Genomic DNA, 17,946 nt, shown 5'->3' with positions numbered 1-17,946 from the left:
GCCTACTTGACCGCCATCTCGCCGAGCTCGGACCAGTCGTCCTGCGGGACCTTGAAGTTGATGATCCGCGGTGTCTCGAGCAGATACGGCGGAAGCTGTTGCTGAGCTGCCTTGAAATGGTCCGAGGTGACGTGGTGTGTCGCCGCCGCGTCGTCCGCGAAGGCCTCGACCAGTACGTACTCGTCCGGGTCGTCGACGGAGCGGGACCAGGTGAACCACAGGCAGCCGGGTTCGGCGCGGGTCGCGGTGGTGAAGTCGGCGGTGATCGCCGGCCAGTCGTCGGTGTGCTCGGGCCGGACCCGGAACTTCGCGGTGATGAAGATCATGAGCACCAAACTAGTGGGTGGCTCAGGCGGCTTGGGGGAGGTGGTTCTGGGTGGCCCAGACGGCGCGGCGGAGTTTGGTTTTGTCCGGGTAGCCGGCGGCGTGGCCGATGACGTAGACGTCGTGGCTGCGCATGTTGACCATGCCGGCGACGTACCAGACCGGGCTCCCCTCGGCCAGCATGGTGATGATCATGTTCCGGACGTCGGCGCTGATGTTCATTCTGACCCTCTCCCTTGGTCGCTCTTACTGATACGTCGAACCAAGGGCGGCGAAAACGACAGTGCGGCGAAGAAAAGGTGCGGAAAACAAAGCGCCCCGATCGATGATCGGGGCGCCTGTCCGTGTGGGTCCCGGGGGGATGGGACCACCACACGAGGGGGGGACCTTGACGTTAACTCGACGAAGGGGTCACAGCGGGTGGTTTCGGTCCGGAATTCTTCACCGGCTGGTACGTCTCCGGTACAGAGCGGTTGCCAGCAGCACGGAGAACAGGAGTAGACCACAACACCACGCAAGCGCGGTCCGCCCGTTGTTCCCCATCGGCGTACCGGTCAGCAGACTGCGAACTGTCTCGATCACCGGTGTGATCGGCTGATGCTCACTGATCGGCTGCAGCCACTTGGGCATCGAGTCCGGCGGTACGAACGCACTGCTCAGGTACGGCAGGAACAGCATGAAGAAGCTAAGCGTACTCGCCGACTCGACTGTCTTGGCGATCACGCCGAGCCCAGCCGCCAACCAGGACAGGGCCACCACGTAGAGCAGCAACAGACCGATCGCCGCGACCCAGTCGATCACTCCACCGCCCGGGCGGAACCCCATCGCCAAGGACGCCAGGATGACGATCGCAGTGGACGCCGCATTGCGCGCGACACTCGCGACCACATGCCCGGTCAGTACGGCAAAGCTCCGGATCGGCAGTGAGCGCAGCCGGTCGATCATCCCGGTATTCATGTCATCGGCAACCACCATCGCAGTGGACGCGGCACCGTACCCAGTAGTGAGCAGCAGGATTCCCGGTACGACGTAGTTCACGTACTCAGTACCTGTGTTGATCGCGCCGCCGAACACGTACACGAACAGCGCCATCATGAGCAGCGGCAGCAGGATCGAGGCGAACAATGTGTCGACGTTGCGCCGCGCCAGCCGCACGCTGCGGTCGATCATGGTCGCCACATCCGAACAGGCGGCGACAACTCCTTGGTGTGACATCAGCAGCCTCTCAGGCGGTCAGTGCGAGGAACACGTCGTCCAGCGTGGGCCGGTGGGACGACACCCGCTCCGGCTCCAGTCCGTTGTCGCGAAGTACGTCGAGTACGTAGTGCAGGTGCGCGGCCGTACCGTCCGAGGGCACGTTCAGTACGAGCTGATCGGCCACACCGTCCAGTACGCCAATCGCCTTCAGTACCTGTGCCTCCTCCGCGAACCGCAGTTCGATGCGTTCACCACCGATCTGCGTCTTGAGCGCGTCGGCAGTACCACTCGCCACGATGCGACCCTGGTTGAGCAGTACCACCCGGTCGGCGAGCCGGTCCGCTTCCTCCAGGTACTGCGTGGTGAGCAGGATGGTCGTACCGTCCCTGACCAGGTCGACGATCGCGTCCCACATCGCCGAACGGCTGGCTGGGTCCAGTCCGGTCGTCGGCTCGTCCAGGAAGATCACCTGCGGCTGGGCGATCAGGCTCATCGCCAGATCGAGCTTCCGGCGCATGCCGCCTGAGTACGTCTTCACCCGCCGATCCATCGCGGCAGTCAGTCCGAATTGCTCCAGCAATTCATGCGTACGCCGCTGCGCACTGCGCCGCCCGAGGTGCATGAGCCGGCCGACCATGACCAGGTTCTCCCGGCCGGTCTGGTTCTCGTCGACCGCCGCGTACTGCCCGGTCAGGCTGATCGCGCCACGGACCCGGCCTGGTTCGCGGAGCACGTCGTACCCGGCGATGGTCGCGCTGCCGGCGTCCGGCCGGGTCAGCGTGGTCAGGATGCGCACGATCGTGGTCTTGCCCGCGCCGTTCGGGCCGAGCAGCGCGAGCACCGACCCCGCCGCGACGCTCAGATCGACCCCGGTCAGGACCTCGGTCGCCCCGTACGACTTCCGCAGCCCGGCTGCCTCGATGATCATCGTCCCCTCCTTACTGCGTATCGAATACGCTAAACAGCGTAGCAGGTACGCAGTAACGCCTGGCAAGCCCTAGACTTGGGCGTGTGGACGACAACGAGCTGCCGGCCGACGTGGCGCTGATGTGGCGGCTGCGGGCGGCGCCGCGGCGCGGGCCGAAGCCGGCCCTGACGCTCGACGACATCGTCGCGGCGGCAGTCGCGATCGCGGACGAGGAAGGCGACCTCGGCGCGGTCTCGATGGCGCGGGTCGCGGAGCGGCTCGGCAACTCGACGATGGCGCTCTACCGGCATGTGAAGAGCAAGGACGACCTGCTCGTCCTGATGTCGGACGCGGCGATCGAGCGGCCGGATCCGCTGCCGGAGGGGATCGACTGGCGGACCGGTCTGACGTTCTGGGCGGATGGCGTGATGACCGCGATCCGCAGGCACAAGTGGTATGCGAACGTGCCGATCTCCGGTCCGCCGGCCGGGCCGAACAACCTGGCCTGGTTCGACCTGGCGCTCGGCGCGCTCAAGGACACCGGCCTGCCGGAGGAGGCCAAGGTCGGCGTCGTGATGGGCCTGATCACCTACGTGCAGGGGCAGATCCGGGTCTCGTTCGACCTGAGCGCGGGCTTCGACGACGACCCGGCCGCGTTCGAGCACTACGGTGCGACGCTCGCTCGGGTCGTCGATCCTCGCGTGTACCCGGCGGTGGCGAAGGTGCTGGAGGCCGGGGTTTTTGCGGTCAACGTCGGCTTCGAGGAGAGCAACGACGCCGATTTCGACTTCGGGCTGCAGCTCTATCTGGACGGGGTGGCCGCGTTCATCGAGCGGGTAAGTTCATCGTGCGGGTAGGTTCATCGTGCGGGTAGGTGGATGAGCGCGTCGGCGGCTGGAGCGGTTGCCGCGATCAGTTGGGCATTTCGCTCGTCCGATCCGTACGTACGCTCATGTGCTTCCTGCGCTGACCTGCCGAACTGGCGATGGCGCGCTTCGAGCCGGGCGTGGCGCAGCGCTTCGGGGACCTCGACGTACCAGCACTGATCGAGCAGCTCACGGACTGCCGACCACGGCGGCTGACCGAGAAGCAGGTAGTTGCCTTCGGTGATGACCAGCGTGACCTCCGGCGCGACACCGATGCTCGCGGCGATCGAGTCCTCGATACCGCGGTCGAAACGCGGCGCCCAGATGTGCTCGTCCGGCGTCTGCTTCAACCGGCGCAGCATGGCCACGAAGCCTTGCGCGTCGAAGGTGTGTGGCGCACCTTTCACGTCCGCGAGTCCCAGCTCGTCCAGGACCGATTGCGCGAGGTGGTAGCCGTCCATCGGTACGAGCGCGACGTGGTGCCCGTCGGCAGCCAGCTTCGCGGCGAGCTGCTCGGCGTACGTCGACTTCCCGGCCGCCGGTGCGCCGGTGATGCCGAGAAGTTGCCGTCGGCCACACGTCGCCAGGCCGACCGCGCGCTCGTACGCGTCGGCTGAGTCAAGCGTCAGCACGTCAGTCCTCGGGTGGCGCTTCGGCGCCTTCGCGTTCGTCGCGCTCGGCCCACTCCATCAGGGTGGCGAGCGAGTACACGTTGTCGTCGATGGTCGCGTGCAGGTCGCCCAGCTCGGCGTACCGCGCCGGCACCGTCTCGATGGTGAAGTCCTTCGGGTTCACGTCGTCGATCTCGTCCCAGTGGATCGGCGTCGAGACAGTACCTTCCGGGTTGCCGCGGACCGAGTACGCGGACGCGATCGTGTGGTCGCGGGCGTTCTGGTTGTAGTCGACGAAGAGCTTCTTCGGGTCGCGGTCCTTGCGCCACCAGGTGGTCGTCACGTCGTCCGGTGCGCGCCGCTCGACTTCACGGGCGAACGCGAGCGCGGCGCGGCGTACATCGGAGAACCCGTACTCCGGCTGCACGCGGACGTACACGTGGATGCCGCTGCCGCCGGAGGTCTTCGGATAACCGACCGCGCCGAGCTCGTCGAGTACCTCCTGAACGACGTGCGCGACCCGGCGGACCCGGTCGAACGGGCAGTCCGGCATCGGGTCCAGGTCGATCCGCCACTCGTCCGGCTTCTCGGTGTCGGCGCGGCGCGAGTTCCACGGGTGGAACTCGACTGTCGACATCTGCACCGCCCAGACGACGTGCGCGATCTCGGTGACGCAGAGCTCGTCGGCGGTCCGGTTGTAGCGCGGGAACTTGACCTGGACCGTCTCCATCCACGGCGGCGCTCCGTGCGGCAGCCGCTTCTGGTGCACCTTCTCCCCGGCGACCCCCTCCGGGAAGCGGTGCATCATGCACGGCCGCTCCCGGAGCGCGTTCACGATCCCGTCGCCGACGGACAGGTAGTACTTGACCAGGTCCAACTTGGTCTCGCCGCGGGCCGGAAAGTACACCCGGTCCGGGTTCGAGACCCGCACCGTCCGCCCACCGGCCTCCAGCTCGATCGCGGGAGTCTTCGCCTTCCCTGCCATCTCCACAACCTAACCGGCGCCGGGGACAATCGGCACTAGTCTCGCCAGGAACTAGGCGAGTCGGGTCAGCCAGCCGCGCGTGTCGGGGGTGCGGCCGTACTGGAGATCCAGGAGCGCGGAGCGGATCTTCGCGGTCACCGGGCCGACGCCGTAGTCGACCGTGTGGTCGCCGATGGTGAGGTCGCCCTCCGGCCAGGCGACCCGGCCGATCGGAGTGATGACGGCGGCCGTTCCGGACGCGAAGACCTCGGTGATCTCGCCGGAGCGGACACCGTCCTTCCACTCGTCCGCGGAGATGCGGCGCTCCTCGACCGGGTTGCCCAGGTCCGCGGCCAGCTCCAGGACGGACGCCCGGGTGACACCTTCGAGGATCGAGCCGGACAGTTCAGGCGTCGCGATCCGGCCGTCCGCGTACACGAAGAACATGTTCATGCTGCCGATCTCCTCGAGCCACTTGTGCTCGACCGCATCGACGAACGCGACCTGCTCACAGCCGTTCGCGACTGCCTCCGCCAGACCGGCCAGGCTGGAGGCGTAGTTGCCACCGCACTTCGCCGCACCGGTGCCGCCCGGCGTCGCGCGGATGGAGGAGGTGGTCAACCAGATGGAGACCGGCTTGGGGCCGGTGTTGAAGTACGGGCCGGCCGGAGACGCGATGACGCCGAACAGCACCTCGTTCGACGGCCGTACGCTCAGGACCGCCTCGGTGGCGATCATGTACGGCCGGAGGTACAAGCTGGTCTCGCCGTCATCGGCGGACGGCACCCATGACTCGTCAACGGTTACCAGCGCACGCAGCGCCGCAACGAACTGCTCCTCCGGCACATGCGGCAGCGCCAGCCGCTCCGCGCTCGCAGTGAACCGGGCCGCGTTCCGGTCAGGCCGGAAGGCCCAGACCGAGCCGTCAGCGTGCCGGTACGCCTTGAGCCCTTCGAAGATCTCCTGCGAGTAGTGGAACACCGCAGCCGCCGGGCTGAGCGACAACGGCGCGTACGCCGTCACCTTCGCATCCCGCCACCCATGCTCCACTGACCAGTTGGCAACCACCATGTGGTCCGTAAACGACTGCCCAAACACCGGCTCCGCAAGCACCGCCGCCCGCGCCTCAGCACTAGCCGGATCACTCCGCGACTCCACCGCGAAGTCCCACGCTTCCGTCACTGCCGTACCCCGCTGTTCACCTGTCACTCCCCGCACGCTACCCCGCCCCCCACCCCCACCTCGACCCACCGCCCAAACTCCGACCACCCCACCCCCCAACCCGGCTGACCCACCCGCCCCCACACCTTGGCCCACCACTCGACCCACACCCCGGCCGACCCACCCGCCCCACACCCTGGCCCACCCGAGCTCACACCCCGGCTGATGGTCCGACCACTCCACCTCTCACCCGCCGCCCACGGTCCTGCCGGTCCAGGTCTTACCCTCGGCGCACGGTCCGGCCAGTCCGGTAGGTCGGTTGCGCCAGCAGACGCCGCAGCTCCGTCAACTCCCGCCGAGCAGGCTCCGTCTTCTCCACGACCTGGAGAACCCGCAGCCCAGCCTCCGACACCCACAAGCTGTGCCACTCATCAGGCAGCTCAACCAGAACCCGCAAAGCCAACGCCAGCCCAGCCGAAACCTCACCAGAGACCACCAAACACTCCGCCAACCCCAGCTCAACCCTGGCCCGCTCACCACACCAGCGCTCCGGACACAACTCCCGAGCCCGCGCCACCAAAACACACCCCGCCACCCCATACCCCAACCGCGCACTGACGAGCCCCTCAACCCAGTGCAGCTGATAGGGCAAGCCACGCACCAGCCCTTCAGTCCACTGCGGTTGGCAGGACAACTGACCCACCAGCCCCTCGCCCCTATACAGCTGATCAGGCATGTGGTGGTGTGCGGCAGCTCTTTGCTCGCTCGCGCCACTGACCAGCAGTTCGTCGCCGGCACCCACCAGCTCCCGCAACGCCTGACGCGCCTCTTCGCTCTCCCCAACCTCAGCCAACACCAGCGCCCGCGCAGCACGAGGCAGGAAACCCGCCGCACCAGACGCCCGCCGATCCAACGCAACCGCTTCACCCGCCAACCGCAGCAGCCCAGCCAAGGCCTGCCGCTCAACCAGCCCGCTAATCACCGCCCGCGCCCGCACCAACCCCGCCAACCCGACTCCAACCAGGCCGCCCCGTCCACAGGCACTGTCCGCTCCATGGATACTGTCTGCGGCTGACTGTGCGGCCCACCACCAGCGTTGTGCGGTCGCGCGCTTGCCCAGGCCGGTGAGCGTCTCGGCGATCAGCACGCTCAGCTCAACCGCCTGTGGGTCACCGTTGTCGCAGGCCTGCAGCACACTCACCAGCTCCGGCAGCAGAGCAGCAGGTGGTACGGCCCGAATGTCACCGAGCACCTCGCCCGGACCGCCCTGCGCACCGACCGCCCCAACAAGCCCACGCCACGCCGACTCCAGCGGATCCCCACCGCCCGACCGATCCATCCACTGCCGTCCCGCCCATTCCTGCCCCGCCAAGTGCTGTCCCGCCATGTGCTGCGCCGCCAAGTGCTGCGTCGCCAAGTGCTGCGTCGCCAAGTGCTGCGTCGCCAAAGGCTGTCCCGCGGCGCATTGCTCCGCAGTCGGCTGCCGCGCCGCCGACCATTGCCCTGTCTGCTGCTCTCCTGTCGCCCGCTGACCAGCCCACCCTCTACCGGCCTGCCCCTGACCCGGCTGCTCCTCTTTCCCTTGGCCTGTGCGCCCTTGGCTAGACCGGCCTCGACCTGTGCGCTGCTGACCCTTTGGCTGTTGTGCTGGGTCTGCGGGTCCTCGTGCGAAGCTGGCGATTAGCTGGTTGCCGGCGCCGAGCTCCTGGTCGCAGAGGCGTGCCAAGTCCGCCGAGCCCGGCCGCTGCCCTCGCTCCACCTGGGACAGGTAACTGTGGTCGTACCCGACGCGCGCCGCCAGTTGCCGCAAGCTCAGCCCGGCCGCCTGCCGGCACTGCCGCAACCGCGCCCCGAAGTCCACTGCTGCACCAGAGACTTGGTCGGTGGGCGATCCAACGAGTTCGCCGGCCGGTGTGACCTTCGTGCGTGTCTGTCCGGACACTGTGGCCTTCGTCCGGCCGGTCGGTGTGGCAGCGAGTGTCTCGGTCACAGGATCACCCCGTTCGCGGTTCGAGCCCAGGTGGTGGGTACCAGGCGAACCTACAAGCCCGCACCGACAAAAACCGCGCAAAACAAGGCATGTGGGCTGTGGGCTGTTCCCACAGCCCACAGCAAACACCTGTTCCCCACACCACCCTCCGGGCACAGTTGAACAGGTGAACACACTGCAGCGACAGCCTCGCCTCTTCCGCCTGGTCCGCCACACCACCCCCACCGCGATCCTCGCCGAGGGAGTGGAGTGGTCCGACGGCGCAACCACCGTCCGCTGGCGCGGCCCCTGGCCCGGCACCTCCACCTGGGACGCCGGCGTCCCCGCCCTACTTGCCACCCACGGCACCAACGGCCGCACCCAACTCCACTGGTCCACACCCACAGTGCCTGCCGACCCGGCCCCCACTGGCACCGCGGCTCCACCTACACCACCCACGGGCATCGCGGGTCCACCTGCACCACCCGCGGCGCGCCAGGAGCGCACGACCATCGTCGGTGCGACCACCGTTTGGCTACCGGCGCCTGCGCCGGACGGGCGTTGTTCGCAGTGCGGCCGCGAGTGGCCCTGCTTCACCTGCGGCCCGTGAGCCCGGCAGCGCCCCGGCCGGCTTGCAGCAAAGTGCAGAGGGGTTGCTGGTTGGGGGCTTCGAACGATACAACTCTCTTTTGTCTTGCCGGTGTTGCTCGGGGTGCGCCGGATCCGCCCGTTTGTGGAAGTCCCTGGGAGTTCTGGTGCCTTTTCGTCCTGTTCAGTTGTTGCGGCTTGGTTTGCCGGCGGCCATGGTTGCGGCGACTCTGGTGGTGGTGACCGGGTCGTCCGGTTCCGCCGATGTGTCCGCCGCGCCGCGTCCGTTCAAGGCGAAGGCCGGGGCCGACCGCGGCGTCGGCAAAGCGAAGTACGACGCGAAGTCCGTGCTTGTGCAGTTCAAGCCGAAGGCGACCAGCTCGGCGCGCAAGGCTGCGCTGGCCAAGGTGAACGGACGGTCGGGGGAGTCGGTCAGCCCGGATGTCGTCACCGTGACTGGTGACGTACCGGCACCGGAGCTGCTGAAGAAGGTCAAGGCGGATCCAGCGGTAGAGCAGGCCTCACTCAACTACATCCGCCGGAAGTCAGCGACTCCCGGCGACCTGTACTACACCAACTACCAGAAGTACCTGCCGACCGTACGCGTCAACCAGGCGTGGGATCTCAGCAAGTCGGCCGGCAGCCAGACCGTTGCGGTACTGGACACCGGTGTCGACGCCGGTCATCCGGATCTGGTGGGTCACCTGCTACCGGGCTACAACACGTTCAACACTGCTCTTGCGCCGAACGACGGGGACGGGCACGGTACGGCGGTGACCGGCATCATCGCGGCCGGGACGGGTAACTCGATCGGTATCGCCGGCGTGGCCTGGAACGCCAAGGTCCGCCCGGTGAAGGTGCTGGACGACGGCGGTGAGGGCAGCGACGCCAACGTCATCAACGGTCTCAACTGGGCGGTCAAGAACGGCGCCCGCGTCGTCAACATGTCGCTCGGTAGTTCAGAGGACAGCCCGATCCTGCATACCGCGATCAAGAACGCGGTCGCCAAAGGTGTCGTACTGGTAGCCGCATCCGGTAACACCGGTGTGTCCGCGCCGCACTACCCCGCGGCGTACCCGGAGGTGCTGTCCGTCGGTGCAACCAACTGGTACGGCGCAGTGACCGACTTCAGCACGTACGGCGACACCGTCGACATCGCCGCACCGGGCTACGACATCACGAGCACCGCACCACGCGCCAAGACGCCGGCCGGGTACGAGCCGTACCTGATGGGCTTGTCCGGCACGTCCTTCTCGTCGCCGATCGTTGCCGGTGTCGCGGCACTGGTACGAAACAAGTGGCCCACCTTCACTCCGGCGCAGGTGATGGCCCGGCTGAAGGCGACCGCGCGGGACGCCGGCCCGCGGGGCATCGACCCGTACTTCGGCGCCGGCATGCTGGACGCGTACGCCGCCCTGGGTGGCAAGTGGGCGGCCGACTTCCCGGTGGCCACCAACGACCGCGACGACCTGCCGGGTACGGCGAAGTCACTGCAGACGTCGGTCAGCTCCACCTTCGCTGTCGAGGGTGACGTCGACTGGTACTCGGTGCAGTCGACCACTGCCCGCAACTTGAAGGTGTCGCTCACCGGCTCGGTGTTCGACGTGGGCTTGCCGGTGAACATCGGCCCGCGCGTGGAGGTCTACGACGTGGACCTGAAGCGCCTGGGCTCAGCGGTGAACCCGTTCCCGGCCAACCCGGCGGTCCGTGCGCCGCTGACTGCAACTGCCAACGTCAGTGTTCCCGCGGGCGTCGCGTACATCGCAGTGCGCAACGACAACGGCTCGCGAGACACACGCCCGTACACGCTGAGTGTTAGCGAGGGTGGTCCGGGCGGCACCACTGCCGGGACCGCGTACCCGGTGCGGAGCGTCGACGGGGGCAGCCGTGCGCTGGCTGAGCTGTTGTTCGCGCGGCCGGTGCTACCGGCCAGTGTCACGGCGAGCACTGTGCAGCTGGTGAACGCTAAGACCGGTTCCACAGTGGGTGCCACTGTCACCTACGACGCGACAGCCAAGAAGGCCCGGATCACTCCGGCGGCCCGGCTGATGGACAACACGCCGTACTGGTTCGTCGTCAACGGTGTGCAGGAGGCGGACGGCACTGCGCTCGCACCGTTCCGCAGTGTGTTCACGACACTCGACGAGGCGCCGGCGAAGCCGGAGTTCACTGCTACGGGCGCTTACCTGGCCGCGAACCTGAGCTGGAAGCTCGCACCGATGTCGGACCTCGACCAGGTCATCGTCCGTCGCGTCGTGGGTGGCTCGGAGCCCACGCTGACCACTGGCACCCTCGTGTACGCCGGTACCGCATCCGCCTTCAAGGACACCGGCCTGGCGCAGAACACGACGTACACCTATGGCGTCTGGGTGAAGGACCGTACTGGCCATGTGAGCACTCCGATCGCACTACGGCACCTGATCGGCATGAAGACCGGCATCGTGGTGTCAACGACGAACCTCGTGTACGGCAGTTCGCTGACGATCAACGGCAGCACGCTGCGGATCGACAACCAGGCCCGCGCCGACTGGCCGGTCAACCTGTACGTACGCCCGAAGAACGGCACGAAGTTCACGCTGCTCGCGGCGCTGAAGACCTCGTCGACCGGGCGGCTGTCGTTCGTACACAAGCCGACGGTGTCATCGGTGTACATGATGACCTTCCCCGGTGACGCGGACTACATGGGTACGCGCACGCCGGACGTCACTGTTCAGGTCGCACCGACGATCTCAGCAGTACTGTCGCCAACGGCGATCCGCCTTGGACAGACCAGTGCGTTCAGTGGGTACGTCGGGCCGGCGCATGCTGGGCAGGCGGCGTACCTCCAGCAGTACGGGAACAAGGTGTGGAAGTCGATCGCGTCGGTCAAGTTGAGTACATCGGGCAAGTACGCGTTCGGGATGAAGCCGGCGGTTCGCGGCCAGATCGCGTACCGGGTGTGGTTCCCCGGGGACGCCGATCACGGGCCGGCGTTCAGCGCGAACAAGATCATCACGATCAGCTGAACCGGGCCGCCTGTGGATAACGGATGACCGTTTGTGGGCTGCCGCTGGTATGAAGGAGGCATGACAGCGGCAGCTACTCGTGCGGTGATCCTCACCGTGGATGACGACCCGGGGGTTTCCCGGTCGATTGCGCGTGATCTTCGGCGGCGGTATGGCGAGCAGAACCGGATCGTCCGGGCGGAGAGCCCCGGGCAGGCGCTGGACGCGCTGAAGGAGCTGAAGCTGCGGGGTGAGCCGGTGGCGTTGCTGCTGGCCGACTACCGGATGCCGCAGATGTCGGGGATCGAGTTCCTCGAGGCGGCGATGGATCTGTTCCCGTTGGCGCGCCGGGTTCTGCTGACGGCGTACGCGGACACGGATGCGGCGATTCAGGCGATCAACGTCGTCGATCTGGACCACTACCTGCTGAAACCGTGGAATCCGCCGGAGGAGAAGCTGTACCCGGTGGTCGACGCGATGCTCGACCTGTGGCGCGCGACGCCGGAGCCGTCCGGTGACGAGACGCGCGTGATCGGTCACCGTTGGTCCGCGCCGTCGTTCGCGGCCCGCGACTTCCTCGCCCGGAACGCGGTGCCGTACCGCTGGCTGAATGTCGACGACGAAGAGGCCAAACGGCTGCTCGACGCGGCGGAAGTCGACGGATCGGCGCTCCCGGTCGTCATCACGCCCGACGCGAGCGTGATGGTTGCGCCGTCCGAGGCGGAGCTGGCGGAGAAGGTCGGCCTGACCACCGCGCCCACGCAGGACTTCTATGACTTGGTCGTCGTCGGTGGCGGTCCGGCGGGGCTTGGTGCGGCGGTGTACGGCGCGAGCGAAGGGCTGCGGACTGTGCTCGTCGAGCAGCTGGCGACCGGCGGCCAAGCCGGCCAATCGAGCCGGATCGAGAACTACCTTGGCTTCCCGGATGGTGTGTCCGGCGCGCAGCTGACTGACCGGGCGCGGCGGCAGGCGGTGCGCTTCGGGGCCGAGCTGTTGACCACGCGGCAGGTGGTCGGTCTGGAGACGCTCGGGAACGCGCGGCGGCTCCGATTCGCGGACGGAAGCGAGATCTCGGCGCACTCGGTGATCCTGGCGACCGGTGTGGCGTATCGGACGCTGCAGGCGCCTGGTGTGGACGATCTGTGCGGCCGGGGCATCTACTACGGCTCGGCGACCACGGAAGGGCCGGCCTGCGCGGGCGCCGAGGTGTACATCATCGGCGGCGCGAACTCGGCCGGTCAGGCGGCGGTGTACTTCTCCAGGCATGCGAAACGCGTGCATATGCTGGTCAGAGGACCATCACTGACCGCGACGATGTCGTCGTACCTGATCGACCAGATCGATGCGATCGACAACATCGACGTACACACCTGTACTCAGGTCGTTTCGTGTGTGGGCTCGGAGCACCTGGAACATCTCACCCTGCTGAATAGCGAGACCGGGGAGAAGCGTGAGGTGGACACGGAGTGGATGTTCGTGTTCATCGGCGCGGCGCCCCGGACGGACTGGTTGCCCGGTGACCTGCTCCGCGACGAGCGCGGTTTCGTGCTCACCGGCCCGGACCTGCACGGCAGACCGCCGGGCTGGGTGCTGGAACGCGAGCCGTACCACCTGGAGACGAGCATGCCGGGCGTGTTCGCCGCCGGCGATGTGCGGGCCGAGTCGGTCAAGCGGGTCGCTTCGGCGGTCGGCGACGGCGCGATGGCCGTGACACTGGTACACCGATACCTGGAGATGCTCTGATGACCGAGAACACCGTTGAGCCGCGGCGGCTGAGCCCGGACGAGCTGCGTACGCTGTTCCTGTTCGAGAGCCTCACCGACGAGCAGCTCGGCTGGCTGTCCGAAGCCGGGTACGTCGAGGAGGTCCACGACGGCGTCGTCTTCAACGAAGGCGACGAGGCGACCTGCTGCTATGTGCTGTTGTCCGGCGAGATCCGGCTGTGCAAGCTGTCGCACGGTGAGCTCGTGGAGATCAACCGCACCGGCCAGCGGGGCGTGTACTCGGGTGCGTTCAACGCGTTCTTCGGCGCCAACGACCACAAGTCGTACACGGCGACCATGCAGGTGACGCAGCCGTCGGAGTTCTTCGTGATCAGCGCCGAGACGATGGCGACGATGATGAACACCTGGTTCCCGATGGCGGTGCACCTGATCGAGGGCTTCGTGATGGGCATGCGGCGGACCAACGAGACGCTGGGGGAGCGGGAGCGGCTGCTCGCGCTCGGTTCGCTGTCCGCCGGTCTGACCCACGAGCTGAACAACCCGGCCGCCGCGGCGGTCCGGGCCGCGGCGACACTGCGGCAGCGGGTGTCCGGGATGCGGTCGAAGCTGGCGATGCTCGCGGACGGCACGCTGGACGCGACAAAGCTGCACCAGATCGTCGCGCTCCAGGACGACGCGGTCGAGCGGCTGGAGAAGAACAAGGACAAGGACATCCCGCCGATGGAGCTGTCCGATCGCGAGGACACGCTCACCGACTGGCTCGACGATCACGACGTCCAGGCGAGTTGGGATGTCGCGCCGGTGCTGGCCTCGGCGGGGCTGGACGTGGAGTGGATGGAGGAGGTGCTGACGGCGGTCGGGCCGAAGTACCTCGAAGGCGCGGTGCGCTGGTTGATGTACACGATCGACACCGAGTCGCTGATGAACGAGATCGACGACTCGGTCACCCGGATCTCCACCCTCGTCGGCGCGGCCAAGCAGTACTCACAAATCGATCGCGCGCCGTACCAGACCGTCGATCTGCGTGAGCTGCTCAAGTCGACGCTGGTGATGATGTCGGGCAAGCTCCAGGGGTACCAGCTCGTCAAGGAGTTCGATCCGGAGGTGCCGGCGATTCCGGCGTACGCGGCCGAGCTCAACCAGGTGTGGACGAACATCATCGACAACGCGGTCAGCGCGATGGGCGGCACCGGGACGCTGACGATCCGGACCCGGCGCGACGGTGCGTACGCGGTGGTCGAGATCGGTGACACCGGGCCGGGGATTCCGGAGGAGATCCGGCGGCGGATCTTCGAACCGTTCTTCACCACGAAGCCGATCGGGGAGGGTACCGGGCTGGGGCTGGACATTTCCTGGCGGATCGTGGTGAAGAAGCATCACGGTGATCTGCGGGTGGAGTCCGAGCCGGGGCGTACGGTGTTCAAGATCGTGCTTCCACTGGATCCGGAGCGTGAACTGGAATCCGATCCGGCGTTGCTGGATTGAGTGGTGATTGCTTAGGGCAACCAGTTGAGGATGGTGGTGATCGCTTCCGGGTCGAGGTGTCCTTCGGTCTGGTAGTCGGCCGGCGTGGACGGGCCGGTCCCGGGGAAGAACAGGTGGTTGTCGGCGTCCAGTACGGTGACGGTCGCGTTCGGCACGCCCGTACGCCAAGCGGGCAGGTCGTCGGCGACGGTGACCTGGTAGTCGCGTCCGCCTTGGAGGATGAGGATCGGTACGTCGAGCTTGGCGGCGGTGGCGACCTGGTCGTACGTGCGAAGGTCCAGCCAGAAGGACGCGGGCAGGCCGAAGGGGAGATCGGTCGTCTCGGGTGACAGGTCCGGGCTGTCGACGGCGGCTGCTTGGCGTTGGAAGAGCTCGATGGTTCCCGGTGGGACGGCTTCGGGGCTGGTTTCGGCGAGGTAGCGCATCACGCGGACGGCAGCGTGGTGCATCGGCTGAGTGTCGCCGGCCATGATCACCACGCCCGCGACGAGCGGTTCGTCGGTGGCGATCTTCGGGGCGACCTTTCCACCCATGCTGTGGCCGATCAGGACGATGCGGTCGACGTACTCGGCGAGGGCGCGGACGGCGGCTTTGCCGTGCGGTACGTAGTCGGCAGTCATCGTGTAGCCGGGGTCGAGCATTGCTTCGGGGCGGTTCGCGGTCGGTTTGTCGTACCGGAGGACGGCGATGCCCTGGCTGGCGAGTCCCCAGGCGAGATCCTTCATCGGCTTGTTCGGCCCACTGCTCCCGTCGCGATCGAACGGCCCAGCCCCGGGAAGCAGGACGACCCCGGTGCGCTGTCCACGATTCGGAAGGGTGAGCGTGCCGGGGACGGTGGACGTGCCGGTGACGGCGTCGGGACGGGCGGGCGTTTCCGGGCGGGTGACGGCGCTGGGGAGGGCGGTGGCGTTGAGGGTGAGGTCGCGTTCGGTGAAGGTGGTTGGGTCCGCGTACGGCGGGGGAGTCCAGGTGGGCATCAGCATGACCTTTCTCGTCTTTTGCGAAAGGTAGCATGATGTGAGATTGTTCCGCTATGGGTCCGTTGGAACTGCTGGGACATCCGGTCCGATTGCGCATCGTGCATGCATTCCGGGGCGGACGTGAGCTGACCACCGGCGAGCTCGGTGAGCGGATCACGGACGTTTCGAAGGCAACGCTGTACCGGCACGTCGAGCTACTCGCCGAGGGCGGAATCCTCGAGGTCGCGGCCGAACAGCGAGTCCGCGGTGCCGTCGAGCGCCGCTTCCGGCTCCAGGCCGAGCGCGCGTCCATCACCCCGGAACAGCTGGCCGAGGTCACCATCGAGGACCACCGCCGCGCGTTCGCGGTGGCGATGGCGGCGCTGGTCGCGGAGTTCAACGCGTACGCCGACACCGAAGGCGCCGACCCGGTCACCGACCTGGTCGGCTACCGCCAACACGGCATCTGGCTGACCGAACCCGAACTCCACCAACTGATAACCACCCTCCGCGCCGCAATCCTCCCCACCCTCACCAACGAAGCAACCCCCGACCGCACCCGCTACCTCCTGAGCCCAATCCTCTTCCCCACTGCCGACCCCTAACGCCCCCGAGCTGCTCCGTCCCGCGGCCGCCAACCACTTGCCCGCTCAAGCTTCTCCACTCGCGTGGTGGGGTCTCCGCTCGTATACCGGTGGAGAACCCACCACACGAGTGGATATCCAGCTCGTCCGGCGGAGGTTGAACACTCTGTAGGGACTGCGGGTACCCGGTCAGCTGTCCACGGTCTCCGCCGAGTGTTCATGGTCCGGCGGTTGTCCGCGGGGCCGTCAGTTTGACGCGCCTATCTGCGGCCGGCTGCGCTGGCATCGGGCAATCGGCAGTTCGACAGGTAGTGCACCCCGAGACGCCGTACGCTCTCGGCCCCATCACGCTCAAGTGCACTACCCGTCCAACCCACACCTCCTGTCCACCTGCACACCACCGACCGCAGCACCTGGCCCGCACATCAGTCACAAGAGCCGGGTATCCACTTGGGTTAGCGGAGGGCGGTGCCTTGGGTGTGGGTCAGGAGGGTGAGGTCGGCGCGGGTGGGGAGGGATTCCCAGTCGCCGAAGGCTGTTACGCAGAAGGCGCCGGAGGTGGTGGCGCGGTGCAGGCGGGCTTCGGGGGTGAGGTTGTCGAGGGTGGCGGAGAGGTAGCCGGAGACGAAGGCATCACCGGCGCCGATGCTGTCGACCACCGTCACCGGAAGCGCCGGCTGATGGATCGTGTGTACGCCGGACGAGTCGCCCGCGAGGTGGTTGTGCGTACCGGATGACGTGCTGGTGGCGTCGGCGTTTGAGTCGGCCGGGGCGTCCGCGGCGTTGGTGTGGAGCCAGGCGCCTTTGTGGCCGGCGGTTACTACTACTTGGGTGGCTTGTTCCAGGAGGGTGGGGATGGGGTTGGGGGTGTCGGTGAGGAGGTCCAGTTCGTCGTCGGAGGCGAAGATGGTGTGGACGTACGGGAGGAGTTCGCGGATGGTGGCGGCGGCTTCGTCGCGGGGCCAGAGGCGGGCTCGGTAGTTGACGTCCAGGGAGACCTGGGTGCCGGCGACGGAGGCGGTGCGTACGGCGGCGAGGGTGGCGGCGCGGGTTGCCGCGGAGAGGGCGGGGGTGATGCCGGTGACGTGCAGGAGGGTCGGCTTGGTGGCCTGGATTGCGGCGGTGGTTTCCTCAGGGGTGAGGGTGGAGGCGGCGGAACCGCGGCGGTGGTAGCTGACCCGGGTGATGTCGTGGGACGGCTGGTCGAAGGCGATGAAGCCGGTGAACGAGTCGTCGGCGAAGCGGATCTGGGTGGTGTCGACGTTCTCGGCGCGGAGGGTGCGCTGGATCAGCCGGCCGGGTTCGTCGTTGCCTAGGGCACCTAACCAGGTGGTGCGGTGGCCGAGCCGGGCGACGCCGATCGCTACGTTGCTTTCGGAGCCGGCGATCGAGAGATGCGCGTCTCCGCCGAGGCGCATCGGGCGTGGGGTTCGCACCGAGACCATCGTTTCGCCAAGAGTCAGAAGATCAGTCATCAACAGGCTCCGAAGTCTGAAGGGGGTTAGATGCCCCAAACCGGTTTGGGGTAGTTGTGCGCGTGGAGTGGGGGAGGTTGTACCCCTGGAATGGACCGTCGGGCGCCCCAAACCGGTTTGGGGGGAAGGGCGTGGGTGAGGGGAGGGC

Annotated in this window: 16 protein-coding genes and 1 pseudogene; 6 read left to right on the top strand and 11 right to left on the bottom strand. The window is 67.3% G+C overall.

Features of this window, described 5'->3' with window-relative positions; translation table 11 throughout:
• Positions 1–2: 2 nt before the first annotated feature.
• The 4 genes from ABD260_RS34775 to ABD260_RS34760 all read right to left on the bottom strand — a co-directional run bounded on the left by ABD260_RS34775 (position 3) and on the right by ABD260_RS34760 (position 2,449).
• A complete protein-coding gene (locus ABD260_RS34775) occupies positions 3–326 on the bottom strand; it encodes a putative quinol monooxygenase (protein WP_344240733.1) in 324 nt (107 codons plus the stop codon).
• Positions 327–348: 22 nt separating this feature from the next.
• Positions 349–546 carry a hypothetical protein gene (locus tag ABD260_RS34770; protein ID WP_344240731.1) on the bottom strand — a complete coding sequence of 66 codons (198 nt, stop codon included), beginning with the start codon at positions 544–546 and terminating at the stop codon, positions 349–351.
• Between the two features lie 219 nt (positions 547–765).
• Positions 766–1,494, bottom strand: coding sequence for an ABC transporter permease (locus tag ABD260_RS34765; RefSeq protein WP_344240729.1), 729 nt, complete (start codon positions 1,492–1,494; stop codon positions 766–768).
• 55 nt (positions 1,495–1,549) lie between these two features.
• Positions 1,550–2,449 (bottom strand): ATP-binding cassette domain-containing protein, encoded by a 900-nt coding sequence (locus ABD260_RS34760; RefSeq protein ID WP_344240727.1) that lies wholly within the window; start codon positions 2,447–2,449, stop codon positions 1,550–1,552.
• An 83-nt stretch (positions 2,450–2,532) separates the two neighbouring features.
• Between ABD260_RS34760 and ABD260_RS34755 the strand changes: the two genes are divergently transcribed.
• Positions 2,533–3,285 carry a TetR/AcrR family transcriptional regulator C-terminal domain-containing protein gene (locus tag ABD260_RS34755; RefSeq protein ID WP_344240725.1) on the top strand — a complete coding sequence of 251 codons (753 nt, stop codon included), beginning with the start codon at positions 2,533–2,535 and terminating at the stop codon, positions 3,283–3,285.
• Between the two features lie 2 nt (positions 3,286–3,287).
• On the opposite strand, the gene ABD260_RS34750 is transcribed toward ABD260_RS34755, so the two are convergent.
• From ABD260_RS34750 to ABD260_RS34730, 5 genes and pseudogenes are all read right to left on the bottom strand, one after another.
• Complete coding sequence (locus ABD260_RS34750) at positions 3,288–3,926, bottom strand: nucleoside/nucleotide kinase family protein (protein ID WP_344240723.1); 639 nt, start codon at positions 3,924–3,926, stop codon at positions 3,288–3,290.
• 1 nt (position 3,927) lies between these two features.
• Positions 3,928–4,890, bottom strand: a complete 963-nt coding sequence (ligD, locus tag ABD260_RS34745) for a non-homologous end-joining DNA ligase (RefSeq protein ID WP_344240721.1) — start codon at positions 4,888–4,890, stop codon at positions 3,928–3,930.
• Positions 4,891–4,941: 51 nt separating this feature from the next.
• Positions 4,942–6,087: a branched-chain amino acid aminotransferase gene (locus ABD260_RS34740; protein WP_344240719.1), complete on the bottom strand. Its 1,146-nt coding sequence runs from the start codon at positions 6,085–6,087 to the stop codon at positions 4,942–4,944.
• A 223-nt stretch (positions 6,088–6,310) separates the two neighbouring features.
• Positions 6,311–7,477, bottom strand: coding sequence for a hypothetical protein (locus ABD260_RS34735; protein WP_344240795.1), 1,167 nt, complete (start codon positions 7,475–7,477; stop codon positions 6,311–6,313).
• 273 nt (positions 7,478–7,750) lie between these two features.
• Positions 7,751–7,891 (bottom strand): annotated as a pseudogene (locus ABD260_RS34730) (helix-turn-helix domain-containing protein); the annotation flags it as partial.
• A gap of 295 nt (positions 7,892–8,186) precedes the next feature.
• On the opposite strand from ABD260_RS34730, the gene ABD260_RS34725 reads away from it, so the two are divergent.
• The 4 genes from ABD260_RS34725 (at position 8,187) to ABD260_RS34710 (ending at position 14,780) form a co-directional block, all read left to right on the top strand.
• On the top strand, positions 8,187–8,609 hold the full coding sequence (locus ABD260_RS34725; protein WP_344240717.1) for a hypothetical protein: 423 nt from the start codon (positions 8,187–8,189) through the stop codon (positions 8,607–8,609).
• Positions 8,610–8,754: 145 nt separating this feature from the next.
• The gene (locus ABD260_RS34720; protein WP_344240715.1) at positions 8,755–11,592 is read left to right on the top strand and encodes a S8 family serine peptidase; all 2,838 of its coding nucleotides are present in this window, start codon (positions 8,755–8,757) and stop codon (positions 11,590–11,592) included.
• Positions 11,593–11,652: 60 nt separating this feature from the next.
• Complete coding sequence (locus ABD260_RS34715; protein ID WP_344240713.1) at positions 11,653–13,314, top strand: FAD-dependent oxidoreductase; 1,662 nt, start codon at positions 11,653–11,655, stop codon at positions 13,312–13,314.
• The gene (locus ABD260_RS34710) at positions 13,314–14,780 is read left to right on the top strand and encodes an ATP-binding protein (RefSeq protein WP_344240711.1); all 1,467 of its coding nucleotides are present in this window, start codon (positions 13,314–13,316) and stop codon (positions 14,778–14,780) included. Before ABD260_RS34715 ends, ABD260_RS34710 begins: the two co-directional genes overlap by 1 nt.
• 11 nt (positions 14,781–14,791) lie before the next feature.
• Here ABD260_RS34710 and ABD260_RS34705 read toward each other — a convergent pair whose 3' ends face one another.
• Positions 14,792–15,757 (bottom strand): alpha/beta hydrolase family protein, encoded by a 966-nt coding sequence (locus ABD260_RS34705; protein WP_344240709.1) that lies wholly within the window; start codon positions 15,755–15,757, stop codon positions 14,792–14,794.
• A 56-nt stretch (positions 15,758–15,813) separates the two neighbouring features.
• Here ABD260_RS34705 and ABD260_RS34700 point away from each other — a divergent pair, with 56 nt between their 5' ends.
• On the top strand, positions 15,814–16,344 hold the full coding sequence (locus ABD260_RS34700; RefSeq protein WP_344240707.1) for a helix-turn-helix domain-containing protein: 531 nt from the start codon (positions 15,814–15,816) through the stop codon (positions 16,342–16,344).
• 434 nt (positions 16,345–16,778) lie between these two features.
• Here ABD260_RS34700 and ABD260_RS34695 read toward each other — a convergent pair whose 3' ends face one another.
• A complete protein-coding gene (locus tag ABD260_RS34695; RefSeq protein WP_344240705.1) occupies positions 16,779–17,798 on the bottom strand; it encodes a sugar kinase in 1,020 nt (339 codons plus the stop codon).
• Between the last annotated feature and the right edge of the window lie 148 nt (positions 17,799–17,946).

Source organism: Kribbella hippodromi (genome assembly GCF_039531045.1).
GTDB classification, from domain to species: Bacteria; Actinomycetota; Actinomycetes; order Propionibacteriales; family Kribbellaceae; genus Kribbella; species Kribbella hippodromi.
This window is presented reverse-complemented; position numbering and strand designations above follow the sequence as displayed.